Here is a 21,216-nt window from a genome sequence, read left to right on the forward strand (position 1 = left end):
CGCTGGTTTGACTAAAACAACGCCGAATTCACCCGGAACGCGGCATCAGAGTGCGATGGGCCGATCCGTCGGTGCGACGGGCCACGGCAACTCGCTCTCCCCTTCAAGATACCGGTCAACGGCCGCCGCCGCCGAACGGCCCTCGGCGATTGCCCAGACGATCAGCGACTGGCCGCGTCCCGCATCGCCGGCGACGAACACTCCGGGGGCGGATGTCTGGTAGTCGGCAGAGCGTGAAAAAGCTCCCGTTTCGCCCAGTTCGATGCCCAGCTGTGTTGTCTCTGTCTCGGCCTCGGGGCCGGTGAAACCCAGTGCGAGCAGCACGAGATCTGCGGGAATCTCATACTCCGTTCCGGCCTTGGGAACGCGGCGGCCGTCGATGTATTCGGTCTCGGCCACACGGAGCGCACGTACCGCGCCAGAGTCGTCTGACAGGAACTCGACGGTCGATACCAGGTATTCTCGCTCGCCACCCTCCTCATGAGAGGACTGCACTTCGAAAACCGTCGGCGTCATCGGCCACGGCTGATGCTCGGGCCGGCCGCCTGACGGCTTTCGTCCGATCGCGAGATTGGTGACGGATGCCGCACCCTGTCGATGAGCGGTGCCGATGCAGTCAGATCCGGTGTCGCCTCCGCCGAGAACGATGACGTGCTTGCCTGTTGCAGAGATCGGCGTCGGCACGTCGTCGCCCGCGACCGCATGATTCGCCCGGACGAGGTACTCCATTGCGACGTGAACGCCGTCGAGCCCACGTCCTGGAATTTCGAGTTCGCGTGCGAGGGGGGTGCCTGTGGCGATGACCACGGCATCGAAACGTGCGCGTAGCTCTTCCCAGCTGATATCTGTTCCGATGCTGACTCCGGGGCGGAAGCGAGTGCCCTCTTCGCGCATCTGCTTCAGTCTCTTGTCGAGAATCTGCTTCTCGAGCTTGAAATCGGGGATGCCGTAACGGAGCAGTCCCCCGATTCTGTCGTCGCGCTCGTAGACGGCTACCGTGTGCCCAGCACGGGTGAGCTGCTGCGCAGCGGCGAGCCCCGCGGGCCCTGAGCCGACGACGGCGACGGTCTTTCCCGTCAGCCTCTCCGGAGGCTGAGCGTCGATCCAGCCGCTGTCGAACGCCTGATCAGCAATCGATACCTCAACTTGCTTGATCGTGACCGCGGGCTGGTTGATGCCGAGCACGCACGCGCTCTCGCAGGGAGCGGGACACAGTCGGCCAGTGAGCTCAGGGAAGTTGTTCGTCGCGTGGAGACGATCGGATGCTGTGCGCGCATCGCCCTTCCACGTGAGGTCGTTCCATTCGGGAATGAGGTTGCCCAGAGGGCAGCCCTTGTGGCAGAACGGGATGCCGCAGTCCATGCAGCGTCCCGCTTGACGCTGCAGCTGCGCGGCATCCTGCCGTTCATACACCTCTTTCCAGTCCATGATGCGAACGGAGACGGGTCTGCGCTTGGGTAGCTCACGTTCCGTTGTCTTCATGAATCCCTGGGGATCAGCCATGGGTCGCCTCCCTGATTCGCTTCCACACCTCGTCACCATCGGGGTCGAGGCCCTCGGCTATGGCGTGCTGTCGTGTTTCGAGTACTGCCGTGTAATCTCGCGGCTGGATCTTGACGAATGCCGAGATTGTCTCGTCGAGGTCATCGAGCAGTCGTGCAGCCAACGGCGAACGTGTCTCTGCGAGATGCTGCCTGAGCAGATCCGAGATGATCTCGCGGTCACCAGGGCCCGGAGTAGACAGCTCAAGCTCGCCTGCTGCAACGGCCTCGCGGTTGAGACAGGTCTCGTCAAAGTCGTAGATGTAGGCGCTTCCGCCCGACATGCCCGCGCCGACGTTGCGACCGACGGTGCCGAGAATGACGGCAAGGCCCCCTGTCATGTATTCGAGAGCATGGTCGCCGACGCCTTCGACGACGGCGGTAGCCCCTGAATTGCGAACGAGGAAGCGCTCACCCACGACGCCGTTGATGAACATGCTTCCGCCGGTGGCGCCGTAACCGACGACGTTGCCGGCGATCACGTTGTTCTCGGGGCTGAAGTTCGACGCCGCATCGGGGTGAATAGCGATGCGCCCTCCAGAGAGGCCCTTGCCCACGTAATCGTTCGCATCGCCGTTCAGCTGAAGTGTGATTCCCGATGGGATGAACGCGCCGAGGGACTGCCCGGCGGAACCGTTCAACGACACGGTGATCGTGTTCTCGGGAAGTCCGTTTTCGCCGAACCTTCGTGTCACTTCGTTGCCCAGCATCGTGCCGACGGCCCTGTCTGTGTTCGCGATCGGAAGAGTGATGGTGACGGTGTCACCCTCCGACAGGGCTCGTGCGCTTCGGCTGATGAGCTCGACATCGAAGTGGTCGCCAAGTTCATGGTCCTGGTCACGCATGTGGTGGAGTGCCGTGACATCGTCACGGTCCGCACCGGTTCGACCGCCGAGGATCGGAGTCAGGTCGAGGCCGTTTGCCTTCCAATGCGTGACCGCACGGCTGGTGTCGAGGCTCTCGGAATGCCCGATCGCCTCGTCGAGACTGCGGAACCCGAGCTCGGCAAGATACTCGCGAACCTGCTGGGCGATGAACTCGAAGAACGTCACGACGAACTCCGGCTTGCCCGAGAAGCGCTTGCGCAGCTCCGGGTTTTGCGTGGCGACGCCGACCGGACACGTGTCGAGGTGGCAGACACGCATCATGACGCATCCGGAAACCACGAGTGGCGCCGTGGCGAAACCGAACTCCTCGGCCCCGAGCAGCGCGGCAATCACCACGTCTCGACCGGTTTTCAACTGTCCGTCGACCTGCACGACGACACGGTCTCTCAGATCATTGAGCAGCAGCGTCTGCTGTGTTTCTGCGAGTCCGAGCTCCCACGGCGTTCCGGCGTGCTTCAGAGAATTCAGCGGACTCGCGCCCGTTCCTCCGTCATGTCCGGAGATGAGCACGACGTCGCTCAACGCCTTGGCCACGCCGGCAGCGACGGCGCCGATGCCCGTCTCGCTGACAAGCTTTGTGTGTACGCGTGCTCGTGGGTTCGCTCGTTTGAGGTCGAAGATGAGTTGCTTGAGGTCTTCGATCGAGTAGATGTCATGGTGCGGCGGGGGCGAGATAAGACCGACGCCCGCTGTTGCATGACGGGTTCGTGCGACCCAGGGGTACACCTTGCTCGGCGGCAGTTGCCCGCCCTCCCCCGGCTTCGCGCCCTGGGCCAGCTTGATCTGAAGATCGTCGGCGTGTGTGAGGTACATGCTCGTCACACCGAAACGGCCTGACGCCACCTGCTTGATCGCGCTGCGTCGCTCACGGTCGAGCAGCCTGCCGACGTCTTCGCCGCCTTCGCCTGTGTTCGACTTTGCTCCGAGACGGTTCATCGCGATAGCAAGGGTCTCGTGCGCCTCTTGAGAGATCGAGCCATAGCTCATGGCACCCGTTGAGAACCTTTTGACAATGTCAGCCACCGATTCGACGTCGTCAATGGGAACGCGCGGGCGCTGGCCGTCGACGAACCCGAAGAGGCCTCTGAGCGTCATGAGGCGTTCCGCTTGGTCATCGATCAGATCGGTGTACTGCTTGAAGATGTCGTAACGGCGCGACCGGGTCGCGTGTTGAAGGCGGAACACGGTATCCGGGTTGAAGAGGTGTGGTGTGCCATCACGTCGCCACTGGTATTCGCCGCCCGTGTCGAGACGCTCGTGTGCGCGACTCGGGGGGTTCGCCGGGAAGGCTGACGAGTGCCGGGCAAGGTTTTCGTCTTGAAGAACATCGAGCCCGACGCCGCCCAACCGCGATACGGTTCCGGTGAAATATGTGTCGATAAGTTCTTGGCTGAGGCCTACGGCTTCGAAGGTCTGCGCGCCGGCGTATGACGACACCGTCGAGATTCCCATCTTCGACATGATCTTGAGCACGCCGTTGCCCAGGGCAGAGATCACGTTCGCCACAGCGGCGTCTGCTGTCACCCCCGTGATCTCACCCCGTCTGACGAGGTCCTCGCACGTCTCCATCGCCAGGTACGGGTTCACGGCCGACGCCCCGTAACCGATAAGTGTGGCGACATGGTGAACTTCGCGCACGTCTCCCGCCTCAACGATGAGTCCGGCCTTCATCCGGTTCTGCGCCCGAATCAAATGATGGTGAACGGATGCTACAGCGAGAAGTGACGGAATCGGTGCCAGGTCTTTCGTGGAGTCCCTGTCGCTCAGAACGATGAAACGTGCGCCCGCGGCTATTGCAGCATCCACTTCGGTGTTTATGGCATCGAGACGGTGACGTAGCGCATCCTTTCCTTCATCGAAGCGATACAGCGCACGGATGATCGCCGTCGTCGTGCCGCCGGGCAGCGGATCAATGTGTTCGATCTTCGCCAGCTGGTCGTTGTCGATCACGGGAAAATCGAGAACGATCTGTCGTGCGTGCTCGGGCCCAGACGTCAGAAGGTTTCGTTCGGGGCCGAGCGTCAGGGTCAGCGACGTGACGACGCGTTCTCTGATGGAGTCGAGAGGCGGGTTTGTCACCTGCGCGAAACGCTGTGTGAAGTAGTCGAAGAGAAGCCGCGGGCGGTCAGAGAGGGCAGCGATCGGTGAGTCTGTGCCCATTGCGCCGAGAGGCTCCGCTCCCGTGGAGCCCATGGGCTTGATGATGCGGTTCACCTCCTCTTCGGTATAGCCGAAGGTGCGCTGGCGTCTGGTAACGGATGCCGGAGTGTGAATGACGTGCTCTCGTTCAGGAAGATCCGCCAGGTTGATGCGTCCTTCATCGAGCCAGTCGCCCCACGGGCGCGACGCAGCGAGGGAGTCCTTGATCTCGTCGTCATCGATGATGCGGCCTTGGTCGAGATCGATAAGGAACATTCGCCCGGGCTGCAGCCGTCCCTTGCGCACGACCTTCTCGGGAGAGACATCGAGCACGCCGATCTCGCTGCCGAGAACGATCAGCCCATCGTCGGTCTCGAGCCAGCGCCCCGGACGCAGCCCGTTGCGGTCGAGCGTTGCCCCGACGACGGATCCGTCGGTGAATGTGAGGGCGGCCGGCCCGTCCCACGGTTCCATCTGCATCGAGAGGTACTCGAAGAATGCACGACGTGCGGGATCGAGGTCTGTGCGCTTCTCCCACGCCTCGGGCACCATCATGAGCATGGCGTGCGGAAGCGACCGTCCGGTGAGCGTGAGCAGCTCGAGCACTTCGTCAAACGATGCGGAATCGCTCGCCCCATCCGTGATGATCGGCAGCAGCGGTGTGAGGTCACCGAGCTGCTCGGATGCCAGTTGAGATTGCCGCGCGCGCATCCAATTGCGGTTGCCCTGAACCGTATTGATTTCGCCGTTGTGGGCCATCATTCGCAGAGGCTGGGCAAGAGGCCACGACGGAAAGGTGTTCGTCGAATACCGGGAGTGCACGATAGCCACGCGGGAGGCGAAGCGCTCGTCTGCGAGATCGGGGTAGAACGGTTCGAGCTGCAATGTCGTGACCATGCCCTTGTACACGATCGTGCGGCACGACAGTGAAACAAAATAGGCCCCGATTTCGCGCTCTGCGCGCTTTCGGAGCCTATATACGATGCGGTCGAGTTCCACACCGGACTCTCGAGTGTCACCCGGAGCGGACGCACCAGCGCACACGAAGAGCTGCTCGATCACCGGCATTGCCTGCCGTGCAAGTCGACCGAGCTGCGCGGGAGCTGTCGGAACGGAGCGCCAACCGAGCACAACGAGACCTTCATCGCCGGCGATTGATTCGATGGCGCCCTTCTCTTCGGAACGTTCGCTGTCATTGACGGGGAGAAAGACGAGGCCGACCGCGTATTCCCCTGCGGCGGGAAGGTCGAACGAAACTGCCGAGCGGAGAAAGGCATCGGGAACTTCGGTGAGTATGCCGGCCCCGTCACCTGTGCCCGCATCGGAGCCGACGGCGCCGCGGTGCTCAAGGTTGCGCAGCGACGCCAGCGCGGCGTCGATGATGTCGTGGCCACCATGGCCACGGAGCGTCGCGACCATGGCGAGCCCACAGGCGTCCTTTTCGAAGGACGGGTCATACAGCCCCTGCTTGTCAGGTACGAGGCTGAACCGGGAGTAAGGATTTTGAGCGGTCATTAATCGCAGGGCCCTCAGTCGGTGTTATGACGGGGCTTCTGCGTCCCGCCGGGAAGACAGACCGTGGCGGTCTGACGTGGATCCGGCGGACGGTGGCCGCTCAGCTCCGATTCAACGAGTCTCGCTCGCTTGTGGCGGCAGGCTCTCCCTGATCGGCGACTCCATCAGCATCGTCACTGAGATCGACATACGCCGAATCGGGGGAATCAGAGTCTAACTCTCCCTCTGTTTCGGTTGTGTTACGCCCGGGTCGATACGCACTGGGCACAAGGCCAGGATGCCGTCTGGCCTGCACGAAGAAGATGACGATGCCGAGAACCAGGGCAATGAGCGCAGCCCACACGTTGACTCGCAGCCCGAAGAACACCTCACTCGGATCGATGCGGATCGACTCCCAGACAACGCGCCCTGCGCCATACCAGATGAGGTAGACGGCGAGTTGTCTGCCCCACTGGAGCGTGAAACGTCGGCCGAGCCAGACAATCACAGCGGCACCGAGAAGGTTCCAGACGACCTCGTAGAGGAATGTCGGATGAAAGAGGGTATCTGCGGGCAAGCCGACTGGGTAGGCGGGGTTGGATGCGTCGATTTCGAGACCCCAGGGCAGGTCAGTCGGAAGACCGTAGAGCTCTTGGTTGAACCAGTTTCCGAAACGCCCGAATGCCTGCGCGACAAGCAAAGCGGGTGCCAAAGAATCAGCAAAGACAGAGAAGCGCAACCCGAGCACGCGGCAGCCGATCCACGCACCGATTCCACCGCCGATCAGTGCTCCGAAGATGGCAATTCCGCCCTCCCAGATGTACAGGGTCTTCAGCAGATCCGCGCCGGGATAGAAGTAGTCGTCGGGGTGTGTCAGCACATGGAAGATGCGTGCGCCGATGATTCCCAGCGGAACGACCCAGAGCAAAAGGTCGATGATGATCCCGGGTTCGGCGCCACGTCGAGTGAGACGAGCGTTGGTGATCAACGTCGCGGCGATGATACCTACGAGAATGCACAGGGCGTAGAAGTGGATCGTGAACGGCCCCAGCTGAATGAAGCTGACGTCCGGACTCGGAATGCTTGCGGGAAGGGTCACCATGAGCCTTTCAAATTTTTTCGCGTGCGCGTCGTGCCGGAGGCAAGTTGTGCTGCGAGGGCGCTGACGGCATCGACACCGCCGTCGCCCAGCGCCTTCACGAGGGCTGAGCCGACGATAGCGCCGTCAGCATACTCCAACACCTCGCGAACCTGTTCGGGAGTGGAGATTCCCAGTCCGACGCAGGCGTTCTCGACACCGGCATCGCGCAACCGCGACACCAGAGTGCGTGCCGCCGCATCGACGTCGGTGCGAGCGCCGGTGATGCCCATAGTTGACACGGTATAGACGAAGCCTCTGCTGGACTCCACGGCCTGTGCGAGCCGGGCATCGTTTGACGACGGTGCAGCAAGGAACACCCGATCGAGCCCGGTGCGCTCCGACGCTGCTATCCAATCGGCCGCCTCGTCCGGAATGAGATCCGGAGTGATCAGGCCGGAACCGCCTGCGTCGAGCAGATCATCGGCAAAACGTTCGACACCGTACTGAACGACAGGGTTCCAATATGTCATCAACAGCACGTTGGCATCGCATTCGGATGTGATACGCCTGACTGCTTCAAAGATGTGAAAGAGCCGAAAACCATTCGACAGGGCCCGCTGCGTTGCGGCCTGAATGACGGGTCCATCCATGACCGGGTCAGAATAAGGGACGCCGAGTTCGAGGACGTCTACACCCGAACGGGCAATGCCGATGGCGGCGTCGACGCTCTCATCGATGGTCGGAAAGCCGAGAGGCAGATACCCGATGAGGGCACCGTCACCTGATTCTCGTTTTCTCCGAAGTGTCTCGGATACACCTGTCACGATTGCTCGGCCCCCTCATCGATCAGATTAAAGTAGGAGCCAGCGGTCTCCATATCTTTGTCGCCGCGCCCCGAGAGACTGACGAGAATGACGGCATCCGGTCCGAGTTCGCGGCCAAGTTCGATGGTGCCAGCAAGTGCGTGGGCCGATTCGATCGCCGGGATGATTCCCTCGGTGCGGCTGAGAAGTTTGAGCGCGTCCATCGCCGCGGCATCGGTGACCGGGCGGTAGATGGCACGTCCAGACGAGGCGAGCCACGAATGCTCTGGTCCCACGCCGGGGTAGTCGAGACCCGCCGAGATCGAATGCGATTCGATCGTCTGCCCGTCGTCGTCCTGCAGTAAGAAACTTCGGGCGCCGTGAAGCATCCCCGGTCGCCCTTTCGTGATTGTCGCAGCGTGACGCAGTGTCTCGACGCCTTCTCCTGCTGCCTCGAATCCATAGAGGTCAACGTCAGTGTCATCGAGGAACGCGTGAAAGATTCCCATCGCGTTTGATCCGCCGCCGACGCAGGCAGTGACAGCATCAGGAAGTCGTCCGGTGAGGGCGAGCACCTGTTCGCGTGCCTCTTCACCGATAATTTTCTGGAGGTCGCGCACCATTGCAGGGAATGGGTGGGGGCCAGCGACGGTTCCGAAGATGTAGTTTGTCGTCTCGACATTGGTCACCCAGTCGCGCATCGCCTCGTTGATGGCATCTTTCAGCGTGGCCGATCCTGTCTTGACGGCTATCACCTCGGCACCGAGGAGTCGCATGCGCGCAACATTCAGCGCCTGGCGCTTCGTGTCTACTTCGCCCATGTAGATGACACAGTCCAGACCAAACAACGCCGCGGCCGTTGCTGTTGCGACACCATGTTGCCCCGCCCCGGTCTCGGCGATGACGCGCGTCTTGCCTACGCGTTTCGTGAGGAGCGCCTGTCCGAGCACATTGTTGATCTTGTGAGAGCCCGTGTGGTTGAGGTCTTCACGCTTGAGAATCACCCGTGCGCTGCCCGCGTGCGCGGCGAAACGCGGAACCTCGGTGATGGCGGACGGGCGGCCCACATAGTCCCTCAGTAGCGCGTCGAGTTCCCTGTGGAATTCAGGGTCGGCCCGTGCAGCCTCCCAGGCAGTTGTGAGTTCGTCGAGCGTCGCGATGAGCGACTCCGGGACGAAGCGTCCACCGAACTCGCCAAAATAAGGCCCCGAGTTGTTTTGCAAAGACATGGTCAGACCGCCAAGAAAGTTGTGAGCGTTGAGATGGGGTCGCTCGTCACGAGGGCTTCCCCAATGAGAACGACATCAGCGCCCGAACGTCGGTAGTGGGCGACGTCTTCCGGAGCGGCAACCGCAGATTCTGCGACCTTGATCACTCCGGCGGGAATGGCATCAGCAAGGGTGCCGAACAGATCGCGATCGAGCTCGAACGTCTTGAGGTTTCGGGCGTTGATTCCGACGAGCTTCGAGTCGAGCTCGAGAGCGCGATCGAGTTCTTCAGCCGTGTGTGCTTCGACGAGTGCCGTCATACCGAGGCTGACGATGAGCTCGTGAAGTGTGCGCAGCTGCCCGTGATCGAGCGCTGCGACGATCAGCAGCACGATGTCAGCACCCGCAGCTCGTGCCTCGAACACTTGATACGGCTCAGAGATGAAATCTTTGCGCAAGACGGGAATCGGCACACTTGCCTTCACCGCGCTGAGGTCGTCAAGGGAGCCTTTAAAACGTCTCCCTTCCGTCAGGACGCTAATGGCGCTGGCGCCGCCAGCGGCGTAGAGAGACGCGAGCCGTGCTGGGTCGGGGATTTCTGCGAGATCACCGCGGGACGGGCTGGCGCGCTTGACCTCAGCAATGATCTTCACTCGATCTGCCGATGACAGGGCGGCCAGCGCGTCGAGCGCTGGAGCGGCAGCAGCAGCTGCAGCTTCGACACGCTCAAGCGGAAGAGCCAGCTGACGGGTACGAGCATCGGCCCGTGCCCCGTCTGTGAGCTCGGCCAGCAGATCAGTCACCGGTTCAGTGGCCTTTCGGCTGGTAGCGAGGTCCGTTGACTCCGAAGCCGACCTTTTTCAAGATCCAACCGACGATGAGACCGATGATGAGCAGAACGGCTGCAGCGACCACTCCGTAAGGCTGGTCGAGAAACAGCATTGTCGTGCCAATGCAGAACGCGACGAGCATGATGATCACGGCGGTCCATGCGGCCGGTGAGTGGCCGTGTCCGGGGTCGATCGATTCGGGGGTCACGTGAACTCCTTTACTGACGGTGGGATCACAGTTAAGTCTATCTGCTACTGAGTGGGGTCCTCACCGCGGCTCAATTCATCCCAGCTGTCGACGGCATCGTGCGTATCGCTCGAGGCCGTGGCTGTCGGGGCATCGAATTTACGGCCCGACGTCGGCCAGAGTCTGCCGGTGACAGCAACGGCGACGCCAAGCAGCGCAAGAATGACACCGGCCACGACGGCGATAAACGGCCAGGCGGTCGCGCTGCTCTGCGATACGAAATCGTGAGTCGATGAGTCGCCCGCGACGCCCGTGAACTCCGTTATCGTCTGAGAGCTCGCGGCAGCGGGGTCGCTCAGCGCCATGACTGCCGAGAGTACGAGGCTCCCGCCGATGAGTACCTCGAGTATGCCGAAGACCACCCGCAGAACTCGTCCCGCGATCGCCAGCGCGCCGCCAAGGGCTAGGCCGGCGAGGCCCAGTGCGGCGACGGCTGGGCCCGCTGCCTCACCCGGGACGGCAACGCTCGTACCCGCGTGAGTGTCTTGAATGAGGGTTAGGGAGAACCACGTCTGCGTCCACGTGAGAAGTGCGACACCGCTCACGGCCAGCGTGGTGAGAATCAGGATTCCTTTGGTGCGACGCCCGTTCATTTTCCTCCGATTCGAACCATGGCATCGGCGATCGCGACAGCTCGTAACGGTGCTGCTGCCTTATTGCACGACTCCACATACTCGGACTCGGCGACCGAGTCCGCGACGAGCCCGCCGCCCGCCTGCACGAGCGCCGTTCCGTTCATGAGGACGGCCGTGCGGATGGCGATGGCAAGATCTGTCTCGCCCGAGAACCCGATGTACCCGACGACGCCGCCATAGACGCCACGTTGAGCTGGCTCGAGCTCGTCGATAATCTGTAGGGCTCGCGGCTTTGGCGCGCCGGAAAGCGTTCCGGCCGGGAAGGTTGCACGGAAGACGTCAATGGGCGTCATCTCTGGACGCAGCTTCCCTTCAACGCTCGAGACGAGGTGCATGATGTGGCTGAAACGCTCGATACGCATGAACTCTGAGACATCGACGGTGCCGGGAACACAGACCTTCGCGAGATCATTGCGGGCAAGATCCACAAGCATCAGATGCTCAGCGCGTTCTTTGTCATCTGACCGGAGGTTTCGCTCGAACTCAAAATCCTCGTCTGGCGTACTCCCCCGCGGTTGCGAGCCGGCAATCGGATGCGTGACGACATGTCCGCCCCGCGATTTCACGAGTGCTTCAGGTGATGATCCGACGATCGCATACGGGACACCCGTTGGTGTCTCGAGGCTCAAAAGGTACATATACGGGCTCGGATTCAGCGTGCGCAGCATCCGGTAGACATCAATCGGCTCCGCATCGGTGTCCACTTCGAATCGTTGCGAGAGCACCACCTGAAAGATGTCGCCCTCGTGAATGTACCTTTTGCTCTTCTCGACGGCGGCAAGGAAGTCGTCTTTTCGCGTGCGGTGTCGAGGCTCAGGCTCGACCGCAAAATCGACATCGGCAAGCTGGGCCTCGCTCGGACGCGCGATTTTCGTCTGCATTGCCGTCAGCCGAGTCTGAGCGTCATTCCACAGCCCGTCGAGCTCGGTTGAATCTGCCAGGACATTGGCGATCACCTGCACGGTGCCGCGTCGGTGATCGAGTACGACAAGATCGGAGACAAAGCACATTGCCTGGCCCGGTATCGGGTGCTCGGCGGCCGGCGCTTTCGGAAGGTGCTCAATCTGTCGCACAGATTCCCAGCCGAGAAAGCCCACAAGTCCGCCTGTGAGAGGGGGAAGCTCTGGAATGGACTCTCCAGCCCACCGTCGCGTGAGCTCGGCAACGGCGTCCAACGGTGCAAGATCCTCGAGACTTCCGATGGCCCGCTCGGCGGAGAGGCCGTAATCGAGCCATTGAGGCCGGTCACCCGTCTGCGTCAGAACGCCGTAGGAAGAAACACCGACGAACGAGTAACGTGACCAGATTCCTCCCTCTGCCGATTCCAAGAGGAAACTGCCGGGTGTGCCGTCGGCAAGCTTTCGGTAGAGGCCGATGGGCGTCTCGCTGTCGGCAAAGATCTCGCGTACGACAGGGACGACCCGCATGCGTGACGCTCGGTCATCGAACTGCTCCCGTGTCGTCGTCGACGGCATCCCCGTCATCGTGCGTCTTCTTCGTTCACAACGGGATCGAGCACGTCGGCGTCAAAGCACGTGTGCGCTCCGGTGTGGCAGGCCGCCCCGATCTGCTCAACCGAAACAAGAAGGGTGTCGGCATCGCAGTCGAGAGCTGCCTGCTTGACGTACTGGACGTGCCCAGATGAGTCGCCCTTACGCCAATACTCGCGGCGGGACCGCGACCAGAATGTCACGCGACCGGATGTGAGGGTGCGTCGGAGCGCCTCGGCATCCATGTACCCGAGCATCAGCACTTCGAGTGTGTCCCATTGCTGAATGATGGCGGGCAGAAGACCGTCTTCGCCGAATCGGGCGCGAGCCAGGACGCTGTCGAGATCGGTCATCGTACGGCCACCCCCGCGTCGTGCAGCGATGACTTCACGGCCGCGATCGTCAACTGACCTGAGTGGAAGACACTTGCGGCGAGCACAGCATCCGCTCCCGCCGCAATTGCGGGGGGAAAGTGATCGGCGGCACCGGCCCCTCCGGAGGCGATCACCGGAATTGCGCAGTTCTCTCGCATGAGGGAGATGAGTTCGAGGTCGAATCCATCTTGTGTTCCGTCGGCATCGATGGAGTTGACGAGCAACTCCCCCGCTCCGCGTTCCGCGGATTCTGAAGCCCAGGCGATGGCATCGATATCGGTCGTGCGCCGGCCACCGTGCGTAGTGACAACGAACCCCGATGGCATGCGCTCGTCGCGTTTGACGTCGAGCGAAAGCACGAGCACCTGGGCGCCGAACCGATCAGCGATCTCTCCAATCAGATCGGGTCGCGCAATTGCTGCGCTGTTGACGCCGACTTTGTCTGCACCATTGGCCTGGAGTCGCGAGACGTCGTCGACCGAACGCACGCCGCCGCCGACAGTGAGAGGTATGAACACTCTCTCTGCGGTGGACTTGACAACCTCGTACATGGTGTCGCGACCTTCGACGGTGGCGGAAACATCGAGGAACGTGAGCTCATCGGCACCCTGGTCGTAATAGCGCTGAGCCAGCTCGACCGGGTCCCCCTGGTCACGAAGGTTCTTGAAGTTGACGCCTTTGACAACGCGCCCGTCGGACACGTCGAGACAGGGAATCACTCGTACGGCGAGAGTCATGCGAATACCTCCTACAGACGGGCCGCGTGAATAGCGCTGACCAGAATCGCCCGTGCACCGAGGCCGTAGAGCGCGTCCATGATCTGATTCATATCCTTGCGCGGAACCATCACGCGCACGGCAACCCAGTCGGGATCTTTGAGCGGCGAAACGGTCGGCGACTCCATGCCGTGGGCGACGTCGGTCGCGCGTTCAAGCAAAGATGCTGGTAGGTCGTAGTCCATCAGCACATACCGTCGTGCAACGAGAACGCCCTGCAGACGCCTGAGCAACACCTTGGTTCCGGGCTTCTGTTCGGGTGCCGAGATGACAACTGCAGTCGAATCGAGGATCACCGGTCCGAAGATCTCGAGGCCCGCATTGCGCAGTGTCGTTCCCGTTGAAACAACGTCGGCGACGGCATCGGCAACGCCGAGGTCGACAGCGGACTCGACGGCGCCGTCGAGCTTCACGAGCTCGACAGACACACCGTGGCGTGCGAGGAAATCGCCGACGAGCCCCGTGTAGCTCGTGGCTACCCTCATTCCATCGAGATCGATAAGTTGGCTGAAGCGTCCGACAGGGCCGGCGAAGCGAAACGTGGAGTCGGCGAAGTCGAGTGCGGCGACCTCGGTTGCTTGCGACGCAGAGTCGAGCAGCAGGTCGCGTCCTGTGACGCCGGCGTCAAGCGCGCCCGAGCCGACATAGGTGGCGATGTCGCGGGGGCGGAGGTAAAAGAACTCCACGTCGTTTCGCGCATCAATGAGGTGAAGCGCTTTAGGATCGGTGCGCGTAAGGTACCCGGCCTCAACCAGCATTCCTGCGGCCGTCTCGGCTAGCGAGCCCTTGTTGGGCACTGCAATTCGCAACATTCGGTTCGTGCTCTCGTGTCGGGGAACGTCGGGGGTGGATGCCGCAGAACGGCGTGCCTCAGAGATGTCGGTAGACGTCTTCGAGACGCAGCCCCTTCGCCAGCATCATCACCTGCACGTGGTACAGAAGCTGAGACATCTCTTCGGCTGCTGCCTCGTCGGATTCATGCTCCGATGCCATCCACACCTCGGCTGCCTCTTCGACGATCTTCTTGCCGATGGTGTGCACGCCACAGTCGAGCTCAGCGACCGTGCGCGAACCAGCTGGACGGTTCACTGCCTTCTCGCTCAATTCGGCAAACAGCTCGTCGAAAGTCTTCACGGTTCAAGCCTACTCGGTTGCGGAGTGTGCCCGTTCAGCACAAGGCAGTACGTTACCGGTGGCTGTGGGCGGCTGCTCGCTCGCGCAGCATCCGAATCTGATCTGCCGGCTCGCCTCCGCTGAAAACGCTGGAGCCCGCGACAAACGTGTCTGCGCCGTTCTCTGCGGCGACCTCAATCGTGTCAAGAGTGACGCCACCGTCGACCTGCAGCCAGATGTCGAGCCCTGTGCGATCGGCCGCCGCGCGAACAGCGGTGAGCTTCGGCATCATCTCGCGTTTGAAGCTCTGTCCTCCGAAGCCTGGCTCAACGGTCATCACGAGAACCTGGTCGAACTCGGGCAGCAACTCAAGATAGGGCCCGACCTCGGTGCCGGGTTTGAGCGCGATGCCGGCACGGGCGCCGATCTGTCGGAGCTTACGTGCGAGTCCGACGGGATCCGACGCAGCCTCCGCGTGGAATGTCACCGAGAACGCACCGGTTTCCGCGTAATCGGGCGCCCAGCGGTCTGCATCGTCGATCATCAGGTGCACGTCGAGTGGAATCGGCGAAACCTCCTGGATGCGCTGAACCATGGGAAGTCCGAAGGTGAGATTGGGGACGAAATGGTTGTCCATCACGTCGACGTGAACGAGATCAGCGTTGGCGATACGGCCGAGGTCACGCTCGAAATTGACGAAATCGGCAGAGAGGATGCTGGGATTGATACGCATGGACATGGCTTGATCTTACCGATCCGTCAGAAGTCGGCCTTGCGGAGCAACGCAACATACATGGCATCGGTTCCGTGCCTGTGCGGCCACAGCTGAACGTTCGGAATCGCGGGAGATCTCGTCGGGTCTGGTTCGCCGAGATCGATGTCGCCCACAATGCTGCGCAGTACGTCGGGTGCGTTAATCGCCGTCACAGTTTCTTTCATACGACGCAGTACATCGCCCACGATGGCGCGTGTCTCCCCCAGATGCGGTGAGCAGGTAACGTACGCGATCGTCCCTCCGGGAGCTGCTGCGTCGATCGCCGATCGAAGCAGTTCCGCCTGAAGCGCAGAGAGTTCGGCAATATCGCTTGGCTGCTTGCGCCACCGAGCTTCGGGGCGACGGCGGAGTGCTCCGAGCCCCGTGCATGGAGCGTCGACGAGAACCCGGTGATAGGTATTCGGATGCCGCGAGCCGACGTCGCGTCCGTCGCTTGTGTGCACATCGACGATGTCGTCGAATGGCTTGACGGCTCGGCGCACCAGGTCGGCGCGGGCCGGCGTCACTTCGTTGGCGTCGAGTGTTGCTCCCCCGATCGCGGCTTCGGCGGCGAGGAGCGCGCTCTTTCCACCGGGCCCGGCACAGAGGTCAAGCCACCGCTCTCCCGGCTCTACCGGTGACACTCTGCTGAGCATGAGAGCGGCGAGCTGCGATCCTTCGTCCTGCACCCGCAATGTCCCGTCAGAACCTCCGACGACGGCGTCCGGATCACCGGCGCCGAGGCGAAACCCCACGGGAGAATACCTGTCGGGCTCAGCATTTTCCGGCACGGCTGCTTCCCCGGGCAAAGCGACAAGGTTGACACGTGGTGCATCGTTGTCTGCCGCGAGCAGCGCCTCGAGTTCTTCGCCGCGTCCTTCCGACTCGAGAGCGGTGCCGAACGCTCGCACGATCCACGGCGGATGCGCGTGTTCGATTGCGAGTGCTTCTGAATCGTTCGTGACTCCCGCACGGAGCAGAGCCGTCCAGGTCTCGTCGTCGTCACGTGAAATGGTGCGGAGCACGCCATTGACGAATCCCGCTGACGATTGGCTTGCGTGCTTTCGTGCGAGGGCGACGGACTCGTTAACCGCGGCATGGGGAGCCACACGCATCGCGAGGAGCTGGTGGGCGCCGAGTCTGAGACTGTTGCGCACGGGAACGTCGATCTGGCCGATTGGCCGATGCGATGCGTGTTCGATGATGGCGTCGTAATGTCCGCGACGGCGAAGCGTGCCGTAGCAGAGCTCGGTGGCCAAAGCCGCATCGCCCTGCGCCAGCTTGGCGCGACGAATGTCATGTGGGAGCAGAAGATTTGCATAGGCGTCGTCAGCATCAACGGCCATGAGCACACCGAAGGCCACCTGGCGACTCGCCTGGATGCTGTTGGAGCCTCGGGGTCGCTGCGGCCCCGGTCTGCGGGTCTGCGCACTCATTCGTTCTCCTTCAGGTCGGCGCTGAGCTCCTGCTGACGTTGTCCGCGCCACCAGTCTTCCGCGTTCATTGCGGCCTTCCCCGCGGGTTGCACGCGTGTGAGCACGATCGGCGAGGTGCCCGTTCCAACGAGCACCTCACGGTTGACGAGGGCAAACGTGCCCGGTGAAAGCGGAGGCGCGTCGTCGCCGCGCGCCGCGGCAAGAATCTTGAATCGTTCGCCGTTGACTGTTACGTAAGCACCAGGCTCCGGTGTAACGCCGCGGAATCGGTTGAACACGCTTTCCGCTGGTTCTCGAAGATCGAGGTGTCCGTCAGCGAGTGTGAGCTTTTCAGCGTAACGGGAGCTACCGGTCTGCGGTCGAGGCTCGAGCGCGTGAGATTCAATGCCAGCCACAGCAGCGATGAGGTCTTCGGCGCCGCTCAACGCTAAACGGGCAAGCAGCTCGCCCGCCGTTTCGTCGTCGAAGATCGGCGTCGTCGAAGCACACCAGATGTCTCCTTCGTCAAGACCACGGGTCAGTTGAAACACCGTCGTGTCGATTGTCGTGTCACCGTTGATCAGAGCACGCTGAACGGGCGCCGCGCCGCGCCACAACGGCAGGGCCGAGAAGTGCAGGTTGATCCAGCCAGCTCTCGGTGTCGACAGCAGCGGTTCCCTGACAAGGCCCCCGTATGCGACAATCACGCCAAGATCGACGTCAAGTGAAGCAATGTGCGCTGCGACTTCAGCGTTAAGGCGATTCGCCTTGATCACGGGAAGGCCGAGTTCTGTCGCTCTGAGGGCAACGGGCGATGGTGTCAGGGTGCGTTTGCGTCCCTGCGGCGCGTCTTCTCGGGTGATCACCGCGCAGAGGCTGTGGTGCGACAGCGCGAGGGCTTGAAGGGAAGGGACCGCTGCAGCCGGCGTGCCGGCAAAGACGATTCTCACGTGACGAGCTCCGTTTCATCAAAGCGAATGCGCAACGTCGGCGGCGGGCGATAGCCGCCCTTGGCGGAGGGACCTCTTCGACGTTTCGTTGCGTTGGCTACGATAGCTGCTCGAAGGGAGCGCGCGAGCTCTGGACCGGCTGCGTAGTCGAAGCGAAGAATTGACCGTACCCCTCCGTCTGGCAGCTCACTCGGACCGAGAACATCCCGATAGAGCGCCGCGTCGATACCGGCGACGGTGGCCTCGACGGCTGCCGCATTGCCGCTGACCGATACCGTTCTCACGGCCGGGGGGAAGCTGAGTTCACGTCGATCGGAGAGCTCCTCCGCGGCGAAGGCCGCCGACGTCCACGTGGCGAAGGCCGTTGCCAATCGACCTCCGACTCCGACGAGGATCACGGGAGCGCCGTTCGCGGCAAGTGCCGCTGCGTTTGACCACCAGCGCAGGCAATCACTCGCTATCGTGAGTGCTTCGCGCGCCAGCATCCGATCGCCGTCGAGAAGCAGAACCGCACTGTATCCGTTTTCAGCGATGGGCTCAGCTCCTCGCGTGGCGACGACAAGAGCGGGTCGGGCGGGAACGCGTTCAAGACGATGATCGCCGTCAGAGGTGATGACGGACGTACCGGGAAAAGCGCGACCGAGTTCTTCCGTCGTGCGTGCCGAGCCGCGCGTGACGAGGCGCAGTCGAGTGTCGCCGCACTCGTCGCATTGCCAGTCGGCAGCCAGCGCACCACAGAGCGAACAGTGAGGAGGCTGCCCCGACTGCTGAATGCCGAGAGCGCCACCGCAGGCTCGACACCGTGCTCCGGTGCGGCAGCGCTGGCACGCAACGACCGGAGCGTAACCGGGGCGGGCAACTTGAATGAGTACGGGGCCGCTTTCTAGTGCCGAACGTGCCGCCTTCCACGCCGACGAGGGGATGCGCGCGGCATCACCATTCGAGGCCGGGTCTGTCAGCGTCACTCGAGGTTGGGCATGACGCTCTGGTGCGAGAGCTCGAAACCAGCCGATCTCGACAAGGCGCTGGCACTCGACACTGCGTGTGTGTGACAGCAGAATGAGGGCGCAACCGGAGTCCTGCTGCCTGACAAGAGCGGCGTCCCGTGCGTGCACGTATGGCGCAAGTGGTTCCGCATGCAAATCGTCACCATCGTCCCAAAGCACAATGGCATCAAGGTCTGACGCAGGTGCGTAGACGGCCGAGCGGTTGCCGATAATAATCCGTGGGCCCGGGCGCAGACAATCAAGGAAGGCCCGGTAGCGTTGGGCTGCCGGTTGCTTGGCGTCGAGTCTCGATACAAGGGAGGTCGGCACGAGCGGCGTCAGCGCTGTGAGCACCTGGTCTTGGTCGCGATAGTCGGGAACCGAGATGATGATCTTGCGTCCCTGCGCCAGAACCTGGGTTGCCAGCTCCGCTGCTGACTGGGCCCATCGTCCGATCGTCGCGCCATCGGACGTCATGCAGAGCTGCGGGATGGCGGCCATCGCTACCCGCTCCCCCGCGGCGACGATCGGCGGGTCATCGGAATAGCCGGCGAGTGGCTGGGGGATGACTGTGGCGTCCGCCGGTTGTGCGTCGAGCCAGGCCTTCTCGACTCTCACGTGACGCTTGGGAACGGCCAGACGAATAACGTCGCTTGCGCTCCCCGCGGCGCGGTCGGCAACGGCTCGCGCCACTCGCCAAACCTCGGGAGCGAGAACGGGGACAGTGGAGACCAGACTGTCGAGCAGGCTGAGTTCGCCATCGAACGAGCTTGATTCGGTGAGCTCGATCACATACGCATCGGCGATACGACCTCCCGAGCGCAATGGGACGCGCACGCGGCATCCGACATCGATGTCTTCGGCCATCGGAGCGGGGACGGCGTAGTCGAAGAGGTGATCGAGTGCCGGCACCGGGGAATCGATAATCACCCGCGCGACACGCACGGTCGCAGTCACAACCCGGATGCGGCCCGCAGATCGGCGGCGCGGTCGGTTGTCTCCCACGTGAAGTCCGGCAGCTCGCGGCCGAAATGACCATACGCCGACGTCTGTGCGTAGATCGGGCGAAGCAGGTTCAGCTGGTCGATGATGGCGCCCGGTCGTAGGTCAAACACCTCGTTGATGGCCTTCACGATCGCCTCATCCGGCACCCTTCCTGTGCCGAATGTCTCCACATAGAGACCGACGGGTGCTGCCTTGCCTATGGCGTAGGCGACCTGCACCTCGATGCGGTCAGCGAGACCGGCAGCTACGGCGTTCTTGGCGACCCAGCGCATGGCGTAGGTGGCCGAGCGATCAACCTTCGAGGGGTCTTTGCCGCTGAAAGCGCCGCCACCGTGTCGTGCAGAGCCCCCGTAGGTGTCGATGATCACCTTGCGGCCGGTGAGACCGGCGTCTCCCTTCGGACCTCCGAGCACGAAAGTTCCCGTTGGGTTGATGAACTGCTCGTACGACGAGGTATCGAGGTCGAGAGGCTCGAGAACCGGCGCAATTACTCTCTCGTGAACGTCCCTGCGAAGCTGTTCCGTCGAGACCTGCTCGGCATGCTGAGTGGAAAGCACAATAGTCTTCACTGCACGCGGCACGTCTCCGTCGTAGCCGACCGTGACCTGAGTCTTGCCATCTGGACGCAGATAATCGAGTTCCCCCGTTTTGCGCACCGTGGCCAACCGCTCAGACAGCCTGTGTGCGATCCAGATGGGCATGGGCATGAGCTCGGGCGTTTCGTTCGTCGCGTACCCGAACATGATGCCCTGATCACCGGCACCTTGACGGTCGTAACGGTCAAGAGATGACTGCTCGCGTGACTCGAAAGCATCGTCGACGCCCTGCGCGATATCGGGAGACTGCGCTCCGATCGACACCGAGATGCCACACGAATCGGCGTCAAAGCCGGACTCGCTCGACGTGTAACCGATCCCACGAATGACGTCACGCACTATTGCCGGTATTTCAACGTACCCGTGTGTGGACACTTCGCCTGCGACATGCACGAGGCCCGTTGTCACCATCGTCTCCACGGCCACCCTGCTGTGGGCATCGGCCGCGAGCAGGGCATCGAGAATGCTGTCGGAGATCTGGTCGCAGATCTTATCCGGGTGCCCCTCGGTGACGGATTCAGAGGAGAAGAGTCGCAATTCGGTCATTCATCGGTCCCTACGGTGTCGAGCCTGTGCAAAGAAATGTCGGTGGCTCCAGCGTTCGCTGCACCACCGACATTCCAGAGAAAACTACTCAGAGATCGGACGCAGAACCAGTTTGTCTTCGTTAATCTCGTGCAGTGCAACGGATAGCGGCTTGTCCTCGACGGTTGAGTCGACGAGCGGGCCGACGTTGTCGAAGAGGCTGCCTTCGTGCAGGTCCGCATAATAGTCATTGATCTGGCGTGCGCGCTTCGAAGCGAAGATTACGAGCTGGTACTTCGAATCGACCTTGGAAAGCAGTTCGTCGATCGGCGGATCAATGATCCCCTTGGGCTTGTCAGCCATACTC

The 21,216-nt window shown here is 62.2% G+C and carries 19 protein-coding genes; all 19 read right to left on the minus strand.

Annotated elements, in window-relative coordinates:
* Positions 1-45: 45 nt before the first annotated feature.
* Entirely contained in the window at positions 46-1,503 is a 1,458-nt protein-coding gene (locus HCR76_RS08145) for a glutamate synthase subunit beta (protein WP_166989865.1), read from the minus strand.
* A complete protein-coding gene (gene gltB, locus HCR76_RS08150) occupies positions 1,496-6,082 on the minus strand; it encodes a glutamate synthase large subunit (protein WP_166989867.1) in 4,587 nt (1,528 codons plus the stop codon). The genes HCR76_RS08145 and gltB overlap by 8 nt, the downstream gene beginning before the upstream one ends.
* A gap of 100 nt (positions 6,083-6,182) precedes the next feature.
* The gene (gene lgt / locus HCR76_RS08155) at positions 6,183-7,163 is read right to left on the minus strand and encodes a prolipoprotein diacylglyceryl transferase (protein ID WP_166989869.1); all 981 of its coding nucleotides are present in this window, start codon (positions 7,161-7,163) and stop codon (positions 6,183-6,185) included.
* The gene (gene trpA / locus HCR76_RS08160; RefSeq protein WP_434063583.1) at positions 7,157-7,969 is read right to left on the minus strand and encodes a tryptophan synthase subunit alpha; all 813 of its coding nucleotides are present in this window, start codon (positions 7,967-7,969) and stop codon (positions 7,157-7,159) included. The genes lgt and trpA overlap by 7 nt, the downstream gene beginning before the upstream one ends.
* Positions 7,963-9,174: a tryptophan synthase subunit beta gene (gene trpB / locus HCR76_RS08165; protein ID WP_166989873.1), complete on the minus strand. Its 1,212-nt coding sequence runs from the start codon at positions 9,172-9,174 to the stop codon at positions 7,963-7,965. The genes trpA and trpB overlap by 7 nt, the downstream gene beginning before the upstream one ends.
* Before the next feature lie 2 nt (positions 9,175-9,176).
* Entirely contained in the window at positions 9,177-9,947 is a 771-nt protein-coding gene (trpC, locus tag HCR76_RS08170; RefSeq protein WP_166990395.1) for an indole-3-glycerol phosphate synthase TrpC, read from the minus strand.
* A gap of 13 nt (positions 9,948-9,960) precedes the next feature.
* Positions 9,961-10,191 carry a DUF6704 family protein gene (locus HCR76_RS08175; RefSeq protein ID WP_166989875.1) on the minus strand — a complete coding sequence of 77 codons (231 nt, stop codon included), beginning with the start codon at positions 10,189-10,191 and terminating at the stop codon, positions 9,961-9,963.
* Between the two features lie 44 nt (positions 10,192-10,235).
* Positions 10,236-10,823, minus strand: a complete 588-nt coding sequence (locus tag HCR76_RS08180; RefSeq protein ID WP_166989876.1) for a Trp biosynthesis-associated membrane protein — start codon at positions 10,821-10,823, stop codon at positions 10,236-10,238.
* Positions 10,820-12,340, minus strand: a complete 1,521-nt coding sequence (locus HCR76_RS08185; protein WP_166990398.1) for an anthranilate synthase component I — start codon at positions 12,338-12,340, stop codon at positions 10,820-10,822. Before HCR76_RS08185 ends, HCR76_RS08180 begins: the two co-directional genes overlap by 4 nt.
* A gap of 5 nt (positions 12,341-12,345) precedes the next feature.
* Complete coding sequence (hisI, locus tag HCR76_RS08190) at positions 12,346-12,708, minus strand: phosphoribosyl-AMP cyclohydrolase (protein WP_166989878.1); 363 nt, start codon at positions 12,706-12,708, stop codon at positions 12,346-12,348.
* Entirely contained in the window at positions 12,705-13,466 is a 762-nt protein-coding gene (gene hisF, locus HCR76_RS08195) for an imidazole glycerol phosphate synthase subunit HisF (protein WP_166989880.1), read from the minus strand. Before hisF ends, hisI begins: the two co-directional genes overlap by 4 nt.
* 11 nt (positions 13,467-13,477) lie before the next feature.
* Entirely contained in the window at positions 13,478-14,317 is an 840-nt protein-coding gene (gene hisG, locus HCR76_RS08200; protein ID WP_166989882.1) for an ATP phosphoribosyltransferase, read from the minus strand.
* A 58-nt stretch (positions 14,318-14,375) separates the two neighbouring features.
* Positions 14,376-14,639, minus strand: coding sequence for a phosphoribosyl-ATP diphosphatase (locus HCR76_RS08205; RefSeq protein ID WP_166989884.1), 264 nt, complete (start codon positions 14,637-14,639; stop codon positions 14,376-14,378).
* Positions 14,640-14,691: 52 nt separating this feature from the next.
* Complete coding sequence (gene rpe, locus HCR76_RS08210) at positions 14,692-15,357, minus strand: ribulose-phosphate 3-epimerase (protein WP_166989886.1); 666 nt, start codon at positions 15,355-15,357, stop codon at positions 14,692-14,694.
* Between the two features lie 20 nt (positions 15,358-15,377).
* Positions 15,378-16,808 (minus strand): RsmB/NOP family class I SAM-dependent RNA methyltransferase, encoded by a 1,431-nt coding sequence (locus tag HCR76_RS08215; RefSeq protein WP_166989888.1) that lies wholly within the window; start codon positions 16,806-16,808, stop codon positions 15,378-15,380.
* Positions 16,805-17,737 carry a methionyl-tRNA formyltransferase gene (fmt, locus tag HCR76_RS08220; RefSeq protein WP_166989890.1) on the minus strand — a complete coding sequence of 311 codons (933 nt, stop codon included), beginning with the start codon at positions 17,735-17,737 and terminating at the stop codon, positions 16,805-16,807. Before fmt ends, HCR76_RS08215 begins: the two co-directional genes overlap by 4 nt.
* Positions 17,734-19,680 (minus strand): primosomal protein N' family DNA-binding protein, encoded by a 1,947-nt coding sequence (locus tag HCR76_RS08225; protein WP_166989892.1) that lies wholly within the window; start codon positions 19,678-19,680, stop codon positions 17,734-17,736. The genes fmt and HCR76_RS08225 overlap by 4 nt, the downstream gene beginning before the upstream one ends.
* Complete coding sequence (gene metK / locus HCR76_RS08230) at positions 19,677-20,870, minus strand: methionine adenosyltransferase (RefSeq protein ID WP_166989894.1); 1,194 nt, start codon at positions 20,868-20,870, stop codon at positions 19,677-19,679. Before metK ends, HCR76_RS08225 begins: the two co-directional genes overlap by 4 nt.
* A gap of 84 nt (positions 20,871-20,954) precedes the next feature.
* Positions 20,955-21,212 (minus strand): DNA-directed RNA polymerase subunit omega, encoded by a 258-nt coding sequence (gene rpoZ, locus HCR76_RS08235; protein ID WP_166983614.1) that lies wholly within the window; start codon positions 21,210-21,212, stop codon positions 20,955-20,957.
* Positions 21,213-21,216 lie beyond the last annotated feature (4 nt).

Origin of the sequence: Paramicrobacterium chengjingii (assembly GCF_011751765.2) — a bacterium.
GTDB lineage: Bacteria > Actinomycetota > Actinomycetes > Actinomycetales > Microbacteriaceae > Paramicrobacterium > Paramicrobacterium chengjingii.